Source organism: Pseudoalteromonas sp. 23_GOM-1509m (assembly GCF_000518425.1).
In the GTDB taxonomy this organism is placed as follows: Bacteria; Pseudomonadota; Gammaproteobacteria; order Enterobacterales; family Alteromonadaceae; genus Pseudoalteromonas; species Pseudoalteromonas tetraodonis.
The window spans coordinates 340,971-358,360 of sequence record NZ_JADO01000008.1; the positions used below are offsets into that span (position 1 = coordinate 340,971).

Annotated in this window: 14 protein-coding genes; 8 read left to right on the top strand and 6 right to left on the bottom strand. The window is 41.2% G+C overall.

Annotation, left to right across the window (positions count from 1 at the left end; genetic code table 11):
• Window positions 1-57: 57 nt before the first annotated feature.
• The 3 genes from N523_RS0101550 to N523_RS0101560 form a co-directional block, all read right to left on the bottom strand.
• The gene (locus N523_RS0101550; RefSeq protein WP_028835700.1) at window positions 58-2,247 is read right to left on the bottom strand and encodes a fasciclin domain-containing protein; all 2,190 of its coding nucleotides are present in this window, start codon (window positions 2,245-2,247) and stop codon (window positions 58-60) included.
• A 143-nt stretch (window positions 2,248-2,390) separates the two neighbouring features.
• Complete coding sequence (locus tag N523_RS0101555; protein WP_008111424.1) at window positions 2,391-2,774, bottom strand: hypothetical protein; 384 nt, start codon at window positions 2,772-2,774, stop codon at window positions 2,391-2,393.
• Window positions 2,771-3,076 carry a hypothetical protein gene (locus N523_RS0101560; RefSeq protein ID WP_028835701.1) on the bottom strand — a complete coding sequence of 102 codons (306 nt, stop codon included), beginning with the start codon at window positions 3,074-3,076 and terminating at the stop codon, window positions 2,771-2,773. Before N523_RS0101560 ends, N523_RS0101555 begins: the two co-directional genes overlap by 4 nt.
• A gap of 283 nt (window positions 3,077-3,359) precedes the next feature.
• Between N523_RS0101560 and N523_RS0101565 the strand changes: the two genes are divergently transcribed.
• A complete protein-coding gene (locus tag N523_RS0101565; protein WP_013465768.1) occupies window positions 3,360-3,782 on the top strand; it encodes a VOC family protein in 423 nt (140 codons plus the stop codon).
• A 24-nt stretch (window positions 3,783-3,806) separates the two neighbouring features.
• Here the strand turns inward: N523_RS0101565 and N523_RS0101570 are convergent, their stop codons facing one another.
• Together N523_RS0101570 and N523_RS0101575 are read right to left on the bottom strand one after the other, a co-directional pair.
• Window positions 3,807-5,429 (bottom strand): sensor domain-containing diguanylate cyclase, encoded by a 1,623-nt coding sequence (locus tag N523_RS0101570; RefSeq protein ID WP_028835702.1) that lies wholly within the window; start codon window positions 5,427-5,429, stop codon window positions 3,807-3,809.
• A 110-nt stretch (window positions 5,430-5,539) separates the two neighbouring features.
• The gene (locus tag N523_RS0101575) at window positions 5,540-6,418 is read right to left on the bottom strand and encodes an AraC family transcriptional regulator (RefSeq protein WP_028835703.1); all 879 of its coding nucleotides are present in this window, start codon (window positions 6,416-6,418) and stop codon (window positions 5,540-5,542) included.
• A gap of 183 nt (window positions 6,419-6,601) precedes the next feature.
• On the opposite strand from N523_RS0101575, the gene N523_RS0101580 reads away from it, so the two are divergent.
• The 5 genes from N523_RS0101580 to N523_RS0101600 all read left to right on the top strand — a co-directional run bounded on the left by N523_RS0101580 (window position 6,602) and on the right by N523_RS0101600 (window position 14,063).
• Window positions 6,602-7,747 (top strand): iron-containing alcohol dehydrogenase, encoded by a 1,146-nt coding sequence (locus N523_RS0101580; protein ID WP_028835704.1) that lies wholly within the window; start codon window positions 6,602-6,604, stop codon window positions 7,745-7,747.
• A gap of 190 nt (window positions 7,748-7,937) precedes the next feature.
• Window positions 7,938-8,264 carry a hypothetical protein gene (locus N523_RS0101585; RefSeq protein WP_028835705.1) on the top strand — a complete coding sequence of 109 codons (327 nt, stop codon included), beginning with the start codon at window positions 7,938-7,940 and terminating at the stop codon, window positions 8,262-8,264.
• 173 nt (window positions 8,265-8,437) lie between these two features.
• On the top strand, window positions 8,438-9,691 hold the full coding sequence (locus N523_RS0101590) for a TolC family protein (protein ID WP_028835706.1): 1,254 nt from the start codon (window positions 8,438-8,440) through the stop codon (window positions 9,689-9,691).
• Window positions 9,688-10,917 (top strand): efflux RND transporter periplasmic adaptor subunit, encoded by a 1,230-nt coding sequence (locus tag N523_RS0101595; protein WP_028835707.1) that lies wholly within the window; start codon window positions 9,688-9,690, stop codon window positions 10,915-10,917. The genes N523_RS0101590 and N523_RS0101595 overlap by 4 nt, the downstream gene beginning before the upstream one ends.
• An 8-nt stretch (window positions 10,918-10,925) precedes the next feature.
• Window positions 10,926-14,063, top strand: coding sequence for an efflux RND transporter permease subunit (locus N523_RS0101600; protein ID WP_028835708.1), 3,138 nt, complete (start codon window positions 10,926-10,928; stop codon window positions 14,061-14,063).
• Between the two features lie 347 nt (window positions 14,064-14,410).
• Here the strand turns inward: N523_RS0101600 and N523_RS0101605 are convergent, their stop codons facing one another.
• Window positions 14,411-15,646: a TMEM143 family protein gene (locus N523_RS0101605; RefSeq protein ID WP_013465759.1), complete on the bottom strand. Its 1,236-nt coding sequence runs from the start codon at window positions 15,644-15,646 to the stop codon at window positions 14,411-14,413.
• A 188-nt stretch (window positions 15,647-15,834) separates the two neighbouring features.
• On the opposite strand from N523_RS0101605, the gene N523_RS0101610 reads away from it, so the two are divergent.
• Both N523_RS0101610 and N523_RS0101615 read left to right on the top strand, forming a co-directional pair.
• Window positions 15,835-16,419, top strand: coding sequence for a YqaA family protein (locus tag N523_RS0101610; protein WP_013465758.1), 585 nt, complete (start codon window positions 15,835-15,837; stop codon window positions 16,417-16,419).
• A 71-nt stretch (window positions 16,420-16,490) separates the two neighbouring features.
• Window positions 16,491-17,390, top strand: coding sequence for a GGDEF domain-containing protein (locus N523_RS0101615; protein WP_024602348.1), 900 nt, complete (start codon window positions 16,491-16,493; stop codon window positions 17,388-17,390).

Sequence of the window (17,390 nt, forward strand, 5' to 3'; positions counted from 1 at the left end):
TAAAAAAAGCCAGGAGCAAATAGCATCACTCCTGGCTTATCTCACAGTAAAATTTAGTTATTTGGCCGTTGTGATCACTGTATCAATTAAGTGTACAACGCCATTACTAGTGTAAATATCAGTGGTTGTTACATTGCTGCCAGCTACTTGTAGTGATGTAGCCGGTAAGCTTACTTGCCACCAAATATCGTTCACAGCTTGACCATTATTCTGACCAGCTGCCGTATCACCTGAGAAGGTATATAAAGGGCGGCCAAGGTAAGCGACTTGCATGCTGTCATCTGAGCGAGCAATCAATGATAAACCCGGAATATTTTCGATAGACGCCGCAGTGCCTAACACGGGTGGCCACGTTGTTGCACAAGCTGCTTCACATACGCTCATTGCCTCACCTAAGTCGTTATCAAATACATACACTGTTTTACCAGGCATTGCATCGGCCATACCCGTTACTAAACGATTATTTGTTGCATCATAAGCTACGCTGTCTGTTGCTGTATTTTCGGTGCTGGTAAAATCTACCACGTTTACGCTTAGCATATTATCAGCAAGTGTAGTGACCATTTTACCATTGGCTGCAAATGCATCGGTACTTCCAACTTGAGCGCCTAATACATGTTGAGTCAAAACACCTGTTAGTGCAGCGGTGTCAGCCAATAAGGCATCTAAATCAGCGGAAGGGATTTTACTAAATGCCGCATTTGTTGGTGCAAATACAGTAAATGATTGAGTGGTATCGTTAAACGTATCAACTAACCCTGCTGCTTGCAGTGCAGTTACTAATGTAGATAATGCAGGCGTTTCTGTGGCAACTGTTGCAATAGTTTTAGTCGGTGTGCCGACTTCAGCCGGTGGCATAATCACTTTATTTAATACATGAATAACGCCGTTGCTAGCGGTTACATTTGCCTCTGTGATTGCCGAATCATTGATAAATAGCGAGCTATTTACATAAGAAATAGCAGCCATGTCGCCATTGGCCATTTCTACTTTGTTACTATTGCTATTAGCAATGGCTACAGCGTCATCAGATAAAACAGTGGCGTCAGGGAATACATGGTAAAGCAAGATATCACGAAGTGTATCTGTATCAGCTAACAGCGCATTAATTGTATCCTGACCGAGCGCTGCAAATGCATCATCCGTAGGAGCAAATACACTAAAAGTGTTATCTGGATCAGCAACTAACGTATCTAAGCCTGTTGCCGTTAGCGCAGCAAGAAGTGTAGTAAAATTACCATTTGCACTGGCTATATCAGCAATTGTTCCTGCGCTTTGCGGTAAGGTTACATCAGAAATAATAACCGAATCGATTACATGGATAACACCGTTAGAAGTCATAATATCTTTAACAATGATGTTTGCACCGCCAAACGACAACATATTTGTATCTGCGTTTATCGCAATTGGAAGTGTATTGCCTAATAGCGTTTCAGCTGATTGGCCGTTTAAAGACATTGCAGTGACTGAATCAACTGACCCAACAAGCACATGCTGCTTTAAAACATCCGCTAAAACGGTAGGGTTTGCCAGCAGTGTATTTAAAAAACCACTACCAATTGCTTCAAATGCAGCGTCGGTAGGCGCAAAAACGGTGAACTCTTTCGACGTATCCGCCAGTGCCGATGTTAAGCCTGCAGCGTCAAGTGCGGCAAGCAAAGTACTAAAGTCGCCTGCTTGTTGAGCTGTTTCAACAATATTGTTGGTTGGCGGTGTTTCTGACACTGTTTTGGGTGTGAGTACTGCGTCAATAACATGAATAATACCGTTGTCGGTTTTAATGTCGGTCATTGTTACCGTGCTGGTATTAACTAATAAGCTTTCACCATTTAAAGACAGTGCAATACTTTGTCCGTTTACCGTTTCAACGGTTGACCCAGCCAAACCAATTGCTGCTTGCGCATCTACTCTGCCAGAGATCACATGGTAAGTTAAAATTGAGCTTAAAGTATCAGGATCAGCTAATAAATTATTGATAGTTTCTTCACCTAATAACGCAAATGCATCATCAGTAGGAGCAAAAACGGTATAGCTGTTAGTTAAATCGTCTAGTGTTTCATCTAGACCTGTTGCTTCTAAAGCTGCAACAAGGGTAGTGAATTCTCCAGAGTCCTGTGCGGCATCAAAAACAGAAACGGCTGGTTGTGGATCTACAGTGACAGGGGCGTTGTTATCATCGTCGCTACTACAACCTTGAATGAGTAACAAGGGAAGTATGATAGCACCGAGCTTAAATACTTTATTCATAATTTTTCCTTTAATTGAATGTTACAGTGTTACAGCTTTGTGAACTCTACGTAGCCAAACTCTGTATTGATCAAAAAAAGGAGCGTTATTTTTGTACGATTTAATAGGTGTAAGATTTAATTGAACTTTTATTCAAGTAAGTCTTAAATTTTAGTTTTTTTACTGCGAGGCGCACCCAGCAAAATAAAAAGGTGGCAAATACACACGGATAAAAATGCACTAATTCCCAAAGCGCCACCAAAGCCATCAAGAATGGGGACCAAATAGGCAAAAAACAGTGAAAATATAATTGCTGAACTGGCAAGCGTATAAACACCAAAGCGGTGAGGGGCGCTCATGCCAATAAAGGTGCCGCCAAAAAAGACGATACTATAGAGTTCTGCGTTGAGGCTCAGCTGTGCAAAAATCAAATAGGCAATAATTGAGAGTGCAGCTGAGGCTCTTATAGCATCAAAGCGGTTATGCTTTGCTAAATAAAAGGTAAAAAAAGCACCAGCCAAGGCTAATACTGGGTATGTAATAGTCATATCAGCAATCCTTTAGCTAAAACAAACAGGGCTACACTGGCAAATGCAATACTGCCTAATCGTCCGCCAAATCCTGCAAATACATTAAGTGTTAGTGTATATAAAACAGCGCCAATGGCAGAAATAATAGCGATTTCCCAATAGTTGCTAATTAAGTTGGTGGAACACATACCGGCAAAACTACCTGCATAAATGGAGGCATAAGGGTGGTTTTGATAACGTGCAGGAAACGGAATAAATGAGCCGATGAGGCCTGTTAAAGCAGCAGACACAACAATAGGTAATGCCAATGTGGTATGCATTATAAAGCACGACAAGCAGCCGATAAAAAAGGTGATGAATTTTAAAAGTATGAATTTAGTCATAAGGCGCACATCATAAAGGTTCAGTTTTAGCTTTAATAGTTAAAATCGACAATTTAAGACTAAAAGCGATATATGGCTCCCAAAAGAGCAAATAACCGTGGCTTTAAATTAAATGTACGCAATGAATGACTAAAAATAATGCCGTTAATGTTCTATAAATTACAAATTATGTATAATGCAGCATATTTCATATATTAAAAGTTATAACCTAAGGTAATTTATGTCTAACTGTTTGCATTTGGCTATTCCAGCTGGTGATCTTGAAAAAGCGAAAGCGTTTTATTGTGACGTGCTTGGTTGTAAAACGGGTAATAGTGAAGCTGGGCGATGGGTAGACATTGATTTTTGGGGTAACGAGTTAACGCTTCATCAAAGCACAGAGCGCTTACCAACAGTGCGTCATGATGTTGATATGGGCGCAGTAGCTGTACCGCATTTTGGTATTCACTTATCTGAAGATGAATTTCAGGCGTTAAAAACTCGGATTGCGGCTGCTGGTCTCGAATATTTAGATAAGCCTTACCGCCGTTTTGTAGGTGATGAATTTGAGCAAGAAACGTTTTTTATTGAAGATCCAAATGGTAACGTTTTAGAAATGAAAACTATGGTAAACCCAGAAGTATTATTCAAAAAAGACGAGTAATGATTATGCGCCTAAACGATTACTTTAGGCGTTTTCTCTAGTGTAGGTTTGCTTAGCCCGCGCTTTTCGTAATGACTTTTTTTGATACATTGCTTCATCACCGGCTTTTAAAACCTCATCTAAATTTTTAGGCGCTTCGCTATAGTTTATTTGCCCTACGCTTGCGTAAATAGCGATGGTGTTGCCTTGGTGTTCTAAGCTAAGCGCATTTAATTTTTGTTCAAGGGTCGCAACTCGCTGGTTAATTTTATCTTTGCTGGTAAATAATGCCATAGCCACAAACTCATCTCCGCCTAAGCGGCCAACTGCGTCTTCACTGCGCATATGCTGACTAATTGACTCTGCCACCGTACAGAGTACTTTATCGCCAACATCATGGCCGTAGGTATCATTTATTGCTTTAAATCGGTCTAAATCGATATATAAAAAACACAACACGCCACCACGTTGAGCGTGTTTTTTTAATAACTCATTGGCTTTTAAACTCCAGCCTCGGCGGTTATAAATATGACAAAGATGATCGTAATTAGCGTGCTGTTCAGCCTGTTTTTTAGCATAACTGAGTCGTTGAATTCGCCTACCAACTGCAATAGCAAGAAGCAGAGATTCAATCGTAAAAGCAATCACAAACCCATAACGCTGTATAAAAGGACTGTATTCGGTTAGTAACACTCTAAATATCATGCTGATAAATACACAGCTTAAGGCAATAAATACCAAGCTGGCTTCGTTAACGCCTTGTTTAGCTTGCACAGCTGAGAGTATAAAAATGGTCATCACAATCAGTAGTGACAAATAGCCAGTAACGATTGTGGTGATATTAGTAATAGCGGGTAAATCTAAAGCTATTTTTTGTAAGCACAAAGTCAGTACACATAACGCGGTAATTTTTAATGCATAACTTAATTTGCGCCAATACTCAGGTAGCTCTAATAGTGCGCTCATAAACCAAGTAGCACTGACTATAGTTAAACCAATGCTTAATGTATAAAGGTGGCTGATATATGCAGAAAAGTAGCCATTGGTAAATAAATAGGGCTGGCCTTCTTGTAAAAAAATAAAGCTAGCGATACAAAAAAGATAGATGCCATACAGTTTAAAAATAGCGTCTTTAATGCCATAACCTATTATTAAAGCATAAAAAATAAGCGTTGCGCATAATCCATAAAACACCCCAAATATTAAATTGTACAATTGCACCTTTTCAATAAATTGCTGTGAGTCTAGCCAAGTAAACCGGGGGTTATAGCTGGCAGTAGTGGTTAAAGTTAGCTTTGCATTAAAGCTGCCTTGTTCCATTAAAATAGCCATTTGATTTGTTTTTAAAGGGGCTTTTAATTGGTTATTTTGTTGCCACGAAAAACTTTCAAGTGCAGGGCGAGTAAACGTAAAAACACCGCTTTGGTTTAGCGTACATACCAACTCAAATTGGTTAATGCCTTTTTCTAGTTTTATGTCTGCAGCAATACCTTGCGATAAGGGAATGGATACACTGTTTGCGATAGATTTTAAATTGCAGCTATCTTTTGCAATAGCTGTATTGCAGATAAGAAAAATAAAAATGACAAATAAAGCACCGCAAAATTTAATACATAAGGAGGTGGTTGTATGTAAGTGCTTCCTTATTGTTACGGTGTTATTGAGCATAGTAGGGTTATAAAAATGGCAGTTACCCTATATTAACAAAGCGTGTTATCTTTGCTAGTAAAAGTTAATAATAAAGTTTGATATAGCGCATGAATGGGTAAATCTTATTTTTATAACTGTATTTCACTCGGAGTTTTATTAAAGTGGCGTTTAAACTCACGGCTAAACTGTGATGCACTGGTGTAACCTACCTTAAAAGCAGCTTCATTTGCTTTGCTGCCCGCTGTGGTAATTAACTCTTTTGCTTTAGCTAAACGTACTTTTTTTAAGTATTGTAAGGGAGATTCAAACGTTACCTGTCTAAATGCGCGATGAAAAGAGGATACGCTCATATTTACCTCTTCTGCTAAACCTTCAACAGTAATAGGGTTTGCATAGTCCTGATGCATCGTTGCTAGTGTGCGAGCTATACGCGCATAATGGCCATCATGCATAGCTAGGCCTATTAAAGTATTCCCTTGGGGGCCGCAAAGGACACGATACACTAGCTCTTTTACTATATCTTCGCCGAATACCTCAGCCTCAAGTGGATTATTTAAAACCGTTAGTAACCTACATGTCACCTGCTCCATTGCGCAATCTAGCTTTGCTGATTGTACTGCGCCAATGTGCGCGATGGAGACAGATAAAGGCTGGTGCTGCATCATCTGATTAACCAGTTTGTGCAACATGACAGGGTTTATATCTATAGCTATGCCCATAACCGGTAAGTCATTATCGGTAAACGCTTCACACTCTAATGGGACCGGTACACCTAGTACCAAGTAATCACCTTCGCCGTATTTTATTTGATGTTCTGGGAAATGAATTATTTTATGGCCTTGGCCAACCACGATTATGCCTGAATTATAAATAAGCGGCTGGCGCGGTGAACTTTTGGTAGCGCGATGAAAATACACCCCAGGAATAATTGTTTCCATGGTGCCCTCAAAGCTTAGTAAATTATTGTGCTCGGCGTATTGTTGCAACATTTTGGCTATGATGGGCATAAAAGTATCTGTAATTAAAATATTTTGCGTAAAATAACAGTGCTGGTAGTTTTAGGCAAGCTTTAGGCAGTTATTGGGCTTTTTATATATTAACTTTGCTACTAATATGCATCCATCAAAGCTTTACTTGATATGCGACTAAGTAAAGCATTATGAAATTAACCGTCACCTAGGAGCAAAATAATGAAATTTAGCTACGTAAATCCCACTCTCATCCAATTTGGCCAACAGCAAATTGCCGCGCTTAGCGACTTGATCGCAAAAGATCAAAAAGTATTGGTTGTTTATGGCGGCGGCTCAATTAAAAAGAACGGCGTGTATGACCAAGTTGCTGCTGCACTTGAAGGTTTTAATTGGGTCGAATTCTCGGGTGTGGGTGCTAACCCAACAATTGAAGTACTTGACCAAGCGGTTAAAATTTGTAAAGAACAAGATATCGACTTTGTATTAGGTGTCGGCGGCGGCTCTGTAATAGACGGCGTTAAATACATTGCGGCTTCTGCAGTATACGACGGCGAAGGTTGGGACATTCCTACTGGTAAGCATACAATTACCAGCGCATTACCAATTGGTGCCGTATTAACGCTACCAGCTACAGGTTCTGAATCTAACCAAAACTCAGTGGTAAGCAAAGAAGCGACTAAGCAAAAATTGCCGTTTGCTTCACCAGAAGTACTGCCTAAATTTGCGATTATGGATCCTGATGTAATGAAAACATTACCACAGCGCCAGCTTGTAAATGGCTTAGTTGATGCGTGGGTGCATACTTGTGAGCAATACCTTACGTTCCCTGAAGGCGCATTGGTACAAGAAGGATACGCAGAGGCACTGTTAAAAACGCTCAAAACACTGGGCGATAACTTTGAAAACCAAGACGATGCATGGCGTGCAAACCTTATGTGGGCAGCTAACCAAGCACTTAATGGCTTAATTGGTTCAGGCGTATCGCAAGATTGGGCAACCCACATGATTGGTCATGAGCTTACTGCCGCCTATGGTGTTGACCATGCGCGTTCGCTTGCTATTGTTCAGCCTTCTTTATTGCGCAATCAATTTGCAGTTAAAAAAGCGAAACTAGAGCAAATGGGTAAAAACGTATTTGGCCTTGAGCAAACAGACGATTTAGCAGAGCAAACAATTCAAGCGATTGAATCATTTTACCACAGCCTTGAGGTTGCAACACAGCTAACTGAACATGGTGATGATAAAGCGGCTGCCATTGATAACATTATTGGCAAACTAGAAGCACATGGCATGGTTGCCCTTGGTGAAAACCAAGCGATTACGCTAAAAGAAAGCCGTGAAATTTTAGAACACGCGGTTGCTTAAGCGTTAATTTTAAAAAAACCACCGGCTATTAAAGCCGGTGGTTTTTTGTTTTATAGTTAACCTCAGTAAACGCAATTGGCGCCATTAATTGATAAAAAGCCCTTTATTGTCGTTTGCCGCTAATATACTATGTGGCTTCAATTGGTTAGGTTTATTTAAGTCAATTTTAGGCTGAGAAGATAGCTAAATTATGCGCTCAAATCGTTTGTTAATGGTCATGTTACTCGTGCTTGTGCACAGCTTTATAAGTTGTGATGGCGCTGCATACCATTTACAAGAAGACGTTGAGCATGTAAGTAACGCATCATCACAAAACACTATAACCGCTGATAATGATCAAGGACAAAGCGATAATCAGCCACCGGTTGAGATTCATGCACACCAACATTGTCACTGTGGCTATTACAGCACACTTAGTCACGCTATTATTCCTCAACAAAGTAAACCCTCAGTACTTGTGTATTACCATGGTTTAAATTATCCACCTGATGTACCCCCACCGAATTCATTTAGCTAGTTTTTAATTTAATTTCAATTAATTATTGTGCTTTTAGCTGCCTGCGCGTAAGCGTTCTATGGGCTGTTATAGGCATGTTTAAATTGCTAACTATTTTACACTGTCGCTATTTTTAGCGTAGGTTGTGAATGGTTTGCAAGTGAACTCTGTTTATTAAAAAATGGACAAGCTATATGAATAAAAAACCAATTATGCTGGTGGTGATGCTGTGCGCGCTACCTGCTTTTAGTGCGTTTGCAAATGTTAAAACGTTAACCCTAAAACAAGCGTTGATAAATACCGAGCAACAAAATCCGCTATTAAAGCGCTATCCTTATCATCAAAAAATACTCAGCGCGCTTAAATCTCAAGCGGCGCTTTCGCCTAACCCTGTAATAAATGTAGAAGCCGAAAACCTATTAGGAACTAACGATGCGCGTGGTGTGCAAGGGGCTGAAATAACCTTGGCATTTAGCCAGCTTATAGAGCTTGGAGATAAACGCCAAAGCCGTATAAATTACGCAACGGCGAACATTAAAGCCCAAGCAATACAATATCAAAATACTCGGTTAGCTTTATTAGCAACCACTGGTGAGCGATATTACGAGGCGCTTAAATTTCAAACCTTACTTACGCTTAACAGTGAGCGACAACACGTGGTGAGCCAAGCTCTCAAAGCAATAAAGCAACGGGCTAACGCCGGCGCTGTATCGCAAGCCGATGTAACCCGTATGCGTTATGCACTAAGCCAAGTTGAGCTTGAGACAGCTAAGCTAAATAGCGAATTTGAGCGAGCGCGTTTATCGCTCAATCAGCTGTGGAATGAGCAACATGACTACACGAATTTCGCAGGGAATATGGCTACCTTAATACCGCTTAAATCTGAGCAAGCGTTACTCAATGCAGTTAACCAAGCGCCTGAGTTTGCCATGTTGCAGCAACAATACTTACAGCAAGCGGCCAACTTAACGCTGCAAAAAGCTAACGGGCAAAGCGACATTAATGTAGGTGCGGGCCTGCGCTACAATCAGCAAAGCGATACCAGTTCGTTGCTGTTTTCGTTTTCTATGCCATTGCAATTGAGTAACCCAAATAGCGGTAATTTTGAAGCGGCTAACAGTCAGTTGGCATTGTTACGTGAGCAGCAAGGGCAATTACGGGTTCAGTTACGCCAACAAGTTCGTACCTTGTACGCCTATTACCAAGGCAAAACGTTACAGGCGCAGTTGTTATCAGGGCAGGTTATTCCACAAGCCCAAACACTCATTGAGCAAAGTTTAAAAAGCTATCAACGCGGACAAATTTCGGTGTTGCAATTGCTTGATGCCCAACAAGCCCTTTTTGATTCTAAACGCGCGCTTATCAATACCTATGCAGCGTTATATCAAACGCACCTTACTCTTGAGCGTTTAACTGGCCAATCTTTAACTGAGACTTTTCAATCATGAACAACACGTTTATCGCACTATTAATATTTCTTTCGTTTACAACGAGCGTTATAAGTACACATGTATTTGCCTCAGCAGAGCATGGGCAAATGCAGCAATCCCAAAAACAAGGTGCCCATGGCGGCTTTTTATTAACCAACGCAAAGCTCACTCTTGAGTTAAAGCTGCGAGAATTGGCAGGTAAAGTTGAGCTGCGCGTATATGGTTATGAGCAAAATCAGCCGATAGATATAAACGATTTAAGCATCGAAATGAACTTAAAACGATTAGTAGAAGCGCCGCAAAAAATACAATTTACGCGTGAGAATGAGTACCTTGTTAGCACGCAACCCATAAATGAGCCACATTCGTTTGCGCTTTTCATTACTGCCAATTATAAAGGTGAACACGTTAGTTTTGAGTACACCCAACACGAAGGCCGCACTATGCTTAGTGAGCGAGCCATTAAAGGTGCGGGTATTAAAACGCAGATAGCACAAAGTGGCGAAGTTGATATTTATGACACGCTGTTTGGTGTTATTGCACCGACACAGCACGGCACAGTAGAAGTGATGGCGCCATATACCGGATTGATCAGCGATATTTTTGTCAGCATTGGTCAAACGGTTCAAAAAGGTGAGGTACTGGCCAGTGTCACCAACCGTGAAACATTACAAAACTACAGTATTAAAAGCCCCATTAGCGGTGTGGTAACCGAGCAATATTTAAAGCGTGGCGAACTGGCAAGTACTCGCGCGCTTATGCAAGTCGTGAACCTTGATAAAGTATGGGTTGAGCTCTCAGCCTTTCCTGAAAACATCGAAAACCTAGCCATTGGTCAAAGCGCCACGGTGTACGATTTACATCATCATTTAACCGCCCAAGGTAAGGTGTTTTTTATAGCGCCTATGATGACCGGCGGGCACATTGCACGTGCCCGTATAGCGCTTAATAACCCTGATGGTCATTGGCGTCCGGGCATGCATGTTAATACTGATGTCAGTATCGATAAGGTTAATGCTAACGTGCGTGTAAAGCCTGAGGCTATTCAAGAGTTTAACGGCATGGCGAGTGTATTTGTGCGTAAAAATAATGTGTTTGAAGTACGCCCAGTTACTTTAGGCGCAAAAAATAGCGAGTGGGTTGAAGTCATCGCAGGTTTAAGCCCAGGTAGCGAGTACGTCACTGCCAATAGCTATGTGATCAAAGCCGATATTTTAAAAAGCGGCGCAAGTCACGCTCACTAGGAGGTACCATGATTAACTGGATTGTTTCTTTTGCGGTTAAACGCCGCATGATGGTGCTTGCGCTAACATTTTTATTTGCTGGGTTTGGTGTGTATAACATCCAAAACTTAGCGGTAGATGCTGTCCCCGATATTACCAACGTGCAAGTGCAAATTAATACTAAAGCGCCTGGTTTTACACCGCTTGAAGTCGAACAGCGTATCACTTACTTAGTCGAAACGGCGATGGCGGGTATTCCTAAGCTTGATTACACCCGTTCGCTTTCTCGCTATGGGCTTTCTCAAGTAACTGTTATTTTTGATGAAGGCACCGATATTTATTGGGCGCGTCAGCAAATTGGTGAACGTATTCAAAGTATTCGCGCCGATTTACCTAATAATATTGAGCCAAACCTTGGACCTATTGCCAGTGGTTTAGGTGAAATATTTACCTATAGCGTGCATGCAAAACCCGATGCGTTAAAAAGTGATGGTACGGCGTATAACGCCGAAGACTTACGTACTTTGCAAGACTGGGTTATTCGTCCGCAGCTTTTAAAAGTAAAAGGCGTAACCGAAATAAACAGCCAAGGTGGCTTTGAGCGCCAATACCAGGTTGCGCCTATGCCAGAAAAGCTTATTGCTTATAAGCTGACAATCAAGGATGTTATTAGTGCGCTTGAGCTTAATAACAGCAACCGTGGCGCTGGTTATATAGAGCGCTTTGACGGCCAATATTTAGTGCGCTCGCCTGGGCAATTAAAAACCTTAGCCGATATAGCAAACACCGTTATCGCTAAGCGTGATGATGCTCCTGTGCGAATTAAAGATGTGGCAAATGTGTATTTAGGAAAAGAACTCAGAACCGGCGCGGCTACCTATAATGGCGAAGAAACCGTACTAGGCACGGCAATGATGCTAATAGGTGAAAACAGCCGTGTGGTCGCCAAAGCCATGGCTGATAAGTTGATAGAGGTACAAAAAAGCTTACCTGCAGGGGTTATCGTTGAGCCTGTCTATGACCGTACCAACCTGGTTGATAAAACCATTGCCACAGTTCAAAAAAATCTGTTTGAAGGGGCGGTATTAGTTATCGTCATTTTACTGTTATTGCTCGGGAACATCACTGGTGCGCTTATTACCGCCATGGTTATTCCGCTGAGTATGCTATTTGCTATTACTGGTATGGTGGGCAATCGAGTCTCGGGTAACTTAATGAGCTTAGGCGCAATCGATTTTGGATTAATTGTAGATGGCGCGGTGATTGTGGTTGAAAACTGCCTTCGTCAATTAGGGATGGCTCAACATAAACATGGGCGCTTACTTACACTCAGTGAGCGTTTAAAGGTTGTCACTTCAGCCACCAAAGAAGTGTTTAGCCCCGCCGTATTTGGTATTTTAATTATTATGTTGGTGTATTTACCGCTATTTGCGCTCAGTGGTGTTGAGGGCAAAATGTTTCAGCCTATGGCGTTTACTGTTATTGCTGCGTTAATAGGTGCACTTATTTTTGCTGTTACCTTTGTGCCGGCGGCAATTGCCGTATTTGTGCGTGGTAAAGTAGATGAAAGCGAAAATGCAGTAATGCGTGGTGTTAAAAAAATCTACAAGCCACTGCTTAACTTATCGCTTAAATTACCGTGGGTGATGGTGAGCATTGCCACGGTTTTAGTACTAGTACTTGGCTTTAAAGTTAAAAATATGGGCGCCGAATTTTTACCCCAGCTAGATGAAGGTGATATTGCAATGCATGCGCTGCGTATTACTGGCACCGGTATTGAACAATCGGTGCAAATGCAAAAGCAGTTGGAGCAGGCTTTATTAGCACAACCCGAAATTGCGAACGTATTTTCGAAGATTGGTACTGCGGATGTAGCCAGCGATCCTATGCCGCCAAATGTTGCCGACACCTTTTTAATGTTAAAGCCGTCCGAGCAATGGCCAAACCCATCACTGAGTAAAGACGCGTTAGTGCAGCAAATTCGTCATCGCGTGAATGAGGTACCGGGTAATAACTATGAATTTACCCAGCCTATAGAAATGCGCTTTAATGAGTTAATTGCTGGTGTGCGTGCCGATGTAGCGCTGCGTATTTACGGTGACGATTTAGCCATACTTAAGCAGTTTGGCGAAAAAGCCACTGGTTTAATGCGAAATATTACCGGTGCTACCGATGTTCGTTTAGAGCAAATACAGGGGCTGCCTACACTTTCTGTTACTCCAATGCGAGACCACATGGCGCTATTAGGATTAACTGTAAACGACATTCAACAAACGCTTGCCGCTGCCGTTGGTGGAGTGCAAACAGGGCTCATTTATGAGGGCGATAAGCGCTTTTCGTTATTAGTACGCTTAGATAAGCGTTGGTCTGATGATGTCTCTGCGCTTGCGCGTTTACCTATTGCATTACCTAAAAGTAGTAACCCTGAGCTTGCATTTGTACCGCTTGGAGAAGTGGCTACAATCAGCATTGAAAAAGGGCCGAATCAAATAAACCGCGAAAGTGGTAAGCGTAATGTGGTAGTAACGGCCAATGTAGCGGGGCGCGATTTAGCAAGCTTTGTCAGTGATGCCCAAGCGAAAATGAACGCACAACTTAACCTACCTAGCGGTTACTGGCTTGAATACGGCGGTACGTTTGAGCAATTACAATCGGCGAGTAAACGTTTGTCGTTGGTTGTGCCTGTGACTTTATTGCTTATTTTTGGCTTACTTTATAGTGCTTTTGGCTCGCTGCGTGATTCACTCATTATATTCAGCGGTGTACCTCTGGCACTGACCGGTGGGGTATTGGCGTTATTGCTACGAGATATGCCGCTTTCTATTTCAGCGGGTGTGGGGTTTATTGCCCTAAGTGGTGTTGCGGTATTAAACGGTGTAGTGATGTTGTCGTTTATTAAGCAGTTACGAAACGAAGGGTTAAGTTTATACCATGCAATACACAGCGGCGCATTACAGCGATTACGCCCCGTGCTGATGACCGCGCTTGTGGCAAGTTTAGGCTTTATACCTATGGCGCTCAATACCGGTACCGGCTCTGAGGTGCAAAGGCCATTAGCAACCGTGGTTGTAGGCGGTATTATGTCATCTACCTTACTAACGCTATTAATTTTGCCAGCACTTTATAAGTTAGTGCATACAAAATTTAAAAAGCCGCAAACAGCTTAGGGTCTGTTGATCTTTGCGGATTAAAATTTGTTCAAACTAGGGGCTGTTTAATCGCGGCGCGAGGTTTGTAACCTAGTGGGCTAAGTAAAAACCGAGCAACAAAGAGTAAATCGCCCCTAGGCAGAACCCTTAGGGCAGCGCCTGTTTGGCATTGATGCTACGTTATCGCCTATTTATGGGGAATAACCACACCACATAGGCTCCGCCTTGCCTAAATACCAAACAAACTGCTGCAAATTCAACCTTGAAAGATCAACAGACCCTAGCTAATTACTAATTAGGTAATAACGTAAAAAGCAGCTTAAGTGTCAGCTGCTTTTTCGTTTTTATTAAGTAAAGCGTGCAGTTTAATTATATTGAAACAGGTTATCCCAGCGTTCATCTAATATGGCTTTTGCGTGCTCTAGATTTATCGCGTTATATAGGGTGTTTGTGCAGGTTACTAAATGCATACGTTCAAGTTTTTCAAGCGCATCACTAATTTCAAAATCTAGCTCGCATTGATACTTAGTTTTAAACCACGTCTCTATTTGCTCATCAAGCGCGTGTGCGCTTAAGCCATTTTTAGATTTTAGTAAAAACGTATACGCAAGCAGAGCTTCTTTAATGTCTTCTTCTTCGGCAGCGTCTATCAGAGTGTGGAATACACCGGCGTTGTTATCTAGGTTTTTAAAGTAGAGATTATCGCTCAACGCTTTCATAAATTTAATTTTGCGGTTTTTAAATTTACTCCACTCTTTAAAAACAAAACTACCAAATACCCCAATACCAATCGCTAATGTAATAAAGTGCTGCTGAGTCATGGTAACGGCTTCATCTCTAAACCCTCCCCAAAATGCAAACAAAGCAAACAATAAAAGTAATGAAGCGCCCAGTTTGGTAACTAACACCACCGCACCGCCAATAAGTGCAGATGAGCCAATAATAATTTTATCAATCGGGCGCATCCGCACTTCGCTATTCGGAAACAGCATTTCTAAGTCAGCTTTTGGCACATTTTGAAATAGTTTTACTATGGTAGAACTTGGCTCAAACCCCATAGGTAGTTTATTTTTTGATTCAAAATAGGCTTTATCTTTAAAGCGAATAAATACCGCTACGCGGTCGTAGTTGGTAAAATGCAGTGGCTTTTTACGTAAGCCCCAAAAGCTGGTTATGGTTTCGGTGAGTTGCGATTCGCCTCTGCGATAAAAGACCACTTCTTCAAAGTCGTCAAACTCTACCTCTAGGCGTACCTTAAAAAGCGATTCTTCGTTGAGTGCATCTTGTAGGTCTTCATTGGTGATCACTTCAAAATTAGCCGCATTTAATACGTTGGCAAAATCTTTAGCAAAATCGCGTTGGCACTGGGCTTTTTGCTCCTTCGAGACAGGAGCTAACGAGCGAGTGTCGCTATTAGGATCAAACGGTGCGTAATTGTTTTTTAGTGACTCAAGGGTTGAGTGGTAATTATAATGAATCAGGCTGGCGAGCACGTCGCAAAACTGTTTGAAAGAGGTTTGTTGTGCACTATCGGCAAGCTCTTGGCTGCACATGCCTATGATATCTTGCTTTCTAAAAGGAATAAAACGCGCAGTTTGCATAATTAATAATTGTCAGAAAAGTATAATGGCATTGAGCAATAATAAAGTACTCTGGGAAGTATTACTATTTTGCCAATGTTAAATCTATAAATAATAAGGCGTTATATTTTCAGGTTAGATTAACCTAACTGTGCGATGATGCCAGTACCCGCTAAAAATATTAATCTCAGTAGTTAAAAGGATGTTTAATGGCTATACAAAAAAAGCTCAAGCAAAAAACACGTCAGTTTATTGAGTCTAAAAATATGCTCAGCGGTATTACGTTTGCCTCATTTTTAGAATCCACCATAGTGCCCATTCCACTTGAAGCAGTACTGGTGCCATTAATGCAGGCAAGGCGTGAAAAACTGTGGCAAATTGCCCTTATGGCCACAATCGGCTGTGTTATTGGGGCGTTGTTTGGTTATGCGTTGGGTTATTATTTATTTGATGTAGTGGGCGATTGGATCATTAATACCTTTTCTAGTCCTGAACAGTTTGAAAACGTTAAGCAAAAAATGCAGGCACAAGGTTTTTGGTTTGTATTAAGCTTAGGTATTGTGCCTATTCCGTTTCAAATTGCGATGTTGGCCGCTGGTGCAACTAAGTATTCGCTGGCACTGTTTTTAGTGGCATCTGCGATTGCGCGCTCTATACGCTATTTTGGATTAGCGTTAGTGGTATATTATGCAGGCAATCAAGCTGAGCGACTTATCAGTAAACATAAAACTAAAACCATGATTGGGTTAACTATTTTAGTTGCTATTGGCTGGGTTGTTAGCACACTAATATAAATCAATCCGTTTTATAATTTGTGGTATAGTTTTTAATAGTAATTATAAAAATAATGTAAATATCGCCTATGATGAACCCGGAAAAAGTGAGTTTAAAGTTAAGCCATTTTGTTAAAATTACCAGATTAAATAAGCTGTTAATTTTGATGACGCTGGCGTTTATTATCGCTTTCTCAATTTTTTCGTTGATGTACTTTCCCCGATTAGACATAACCCAAAACCTCTATGGCTTTACCACTGACTTTATTAATTTAGTGGTGATTTTTGCTATTTTTTTTGTAGTGCAATGTTCACGGTTAGCTAAAAAAGCGTATTTATATGTCAGTATCGGTTTAATGCTATGGATTGTAGGCTCTACTGCCGATGTGCTTGATGAAGTAATACGTCAGCCTTTTTGGATAAGCAATTACGTAGAAGACTTATGTCGCACATTAGGTATGCTAATTACCGCTTATGGTTTATTTAAAACCATGCACTTTATGCAGCGAATGCACAACCGGTTAGCGCAAGAGTTTATTATGGATGATTTAACCAAAGTGTATAACCGTCGCTGCTTTTATCAGCATGTGAAGGGGGTTGTTAATAATCCTTACACTGTTTTAATTATAGATCTCGACCACTTTAAACGTATTAATGACGATTATGGCCACGATGTGGGCGATAAGGTGCTTAAACAGTTTGCTGATAAAGTGAACCGTCTTTTTAAAGATGAAAATATTTTTGCTCGTATAGGTGGTGAGGAGTTTGCCGCTTACCTGCCTAGTTATGAGCTTGATGAAGTACTTAACTTTTCGCAGACTATTCTAGAGACGGCTCGTACTATTACAGTACAAAATCAGCGTTCTTTAACGGTCAGTATCGGTATTGCACATCGTACAAGCGACCAGACCTTTGATAATGTAATGAAACGTGCTGATCAAGCATTATACCGCGCTAAAAAAGCAGGCCGTGATCGCCTTGAGGTTGCTTAA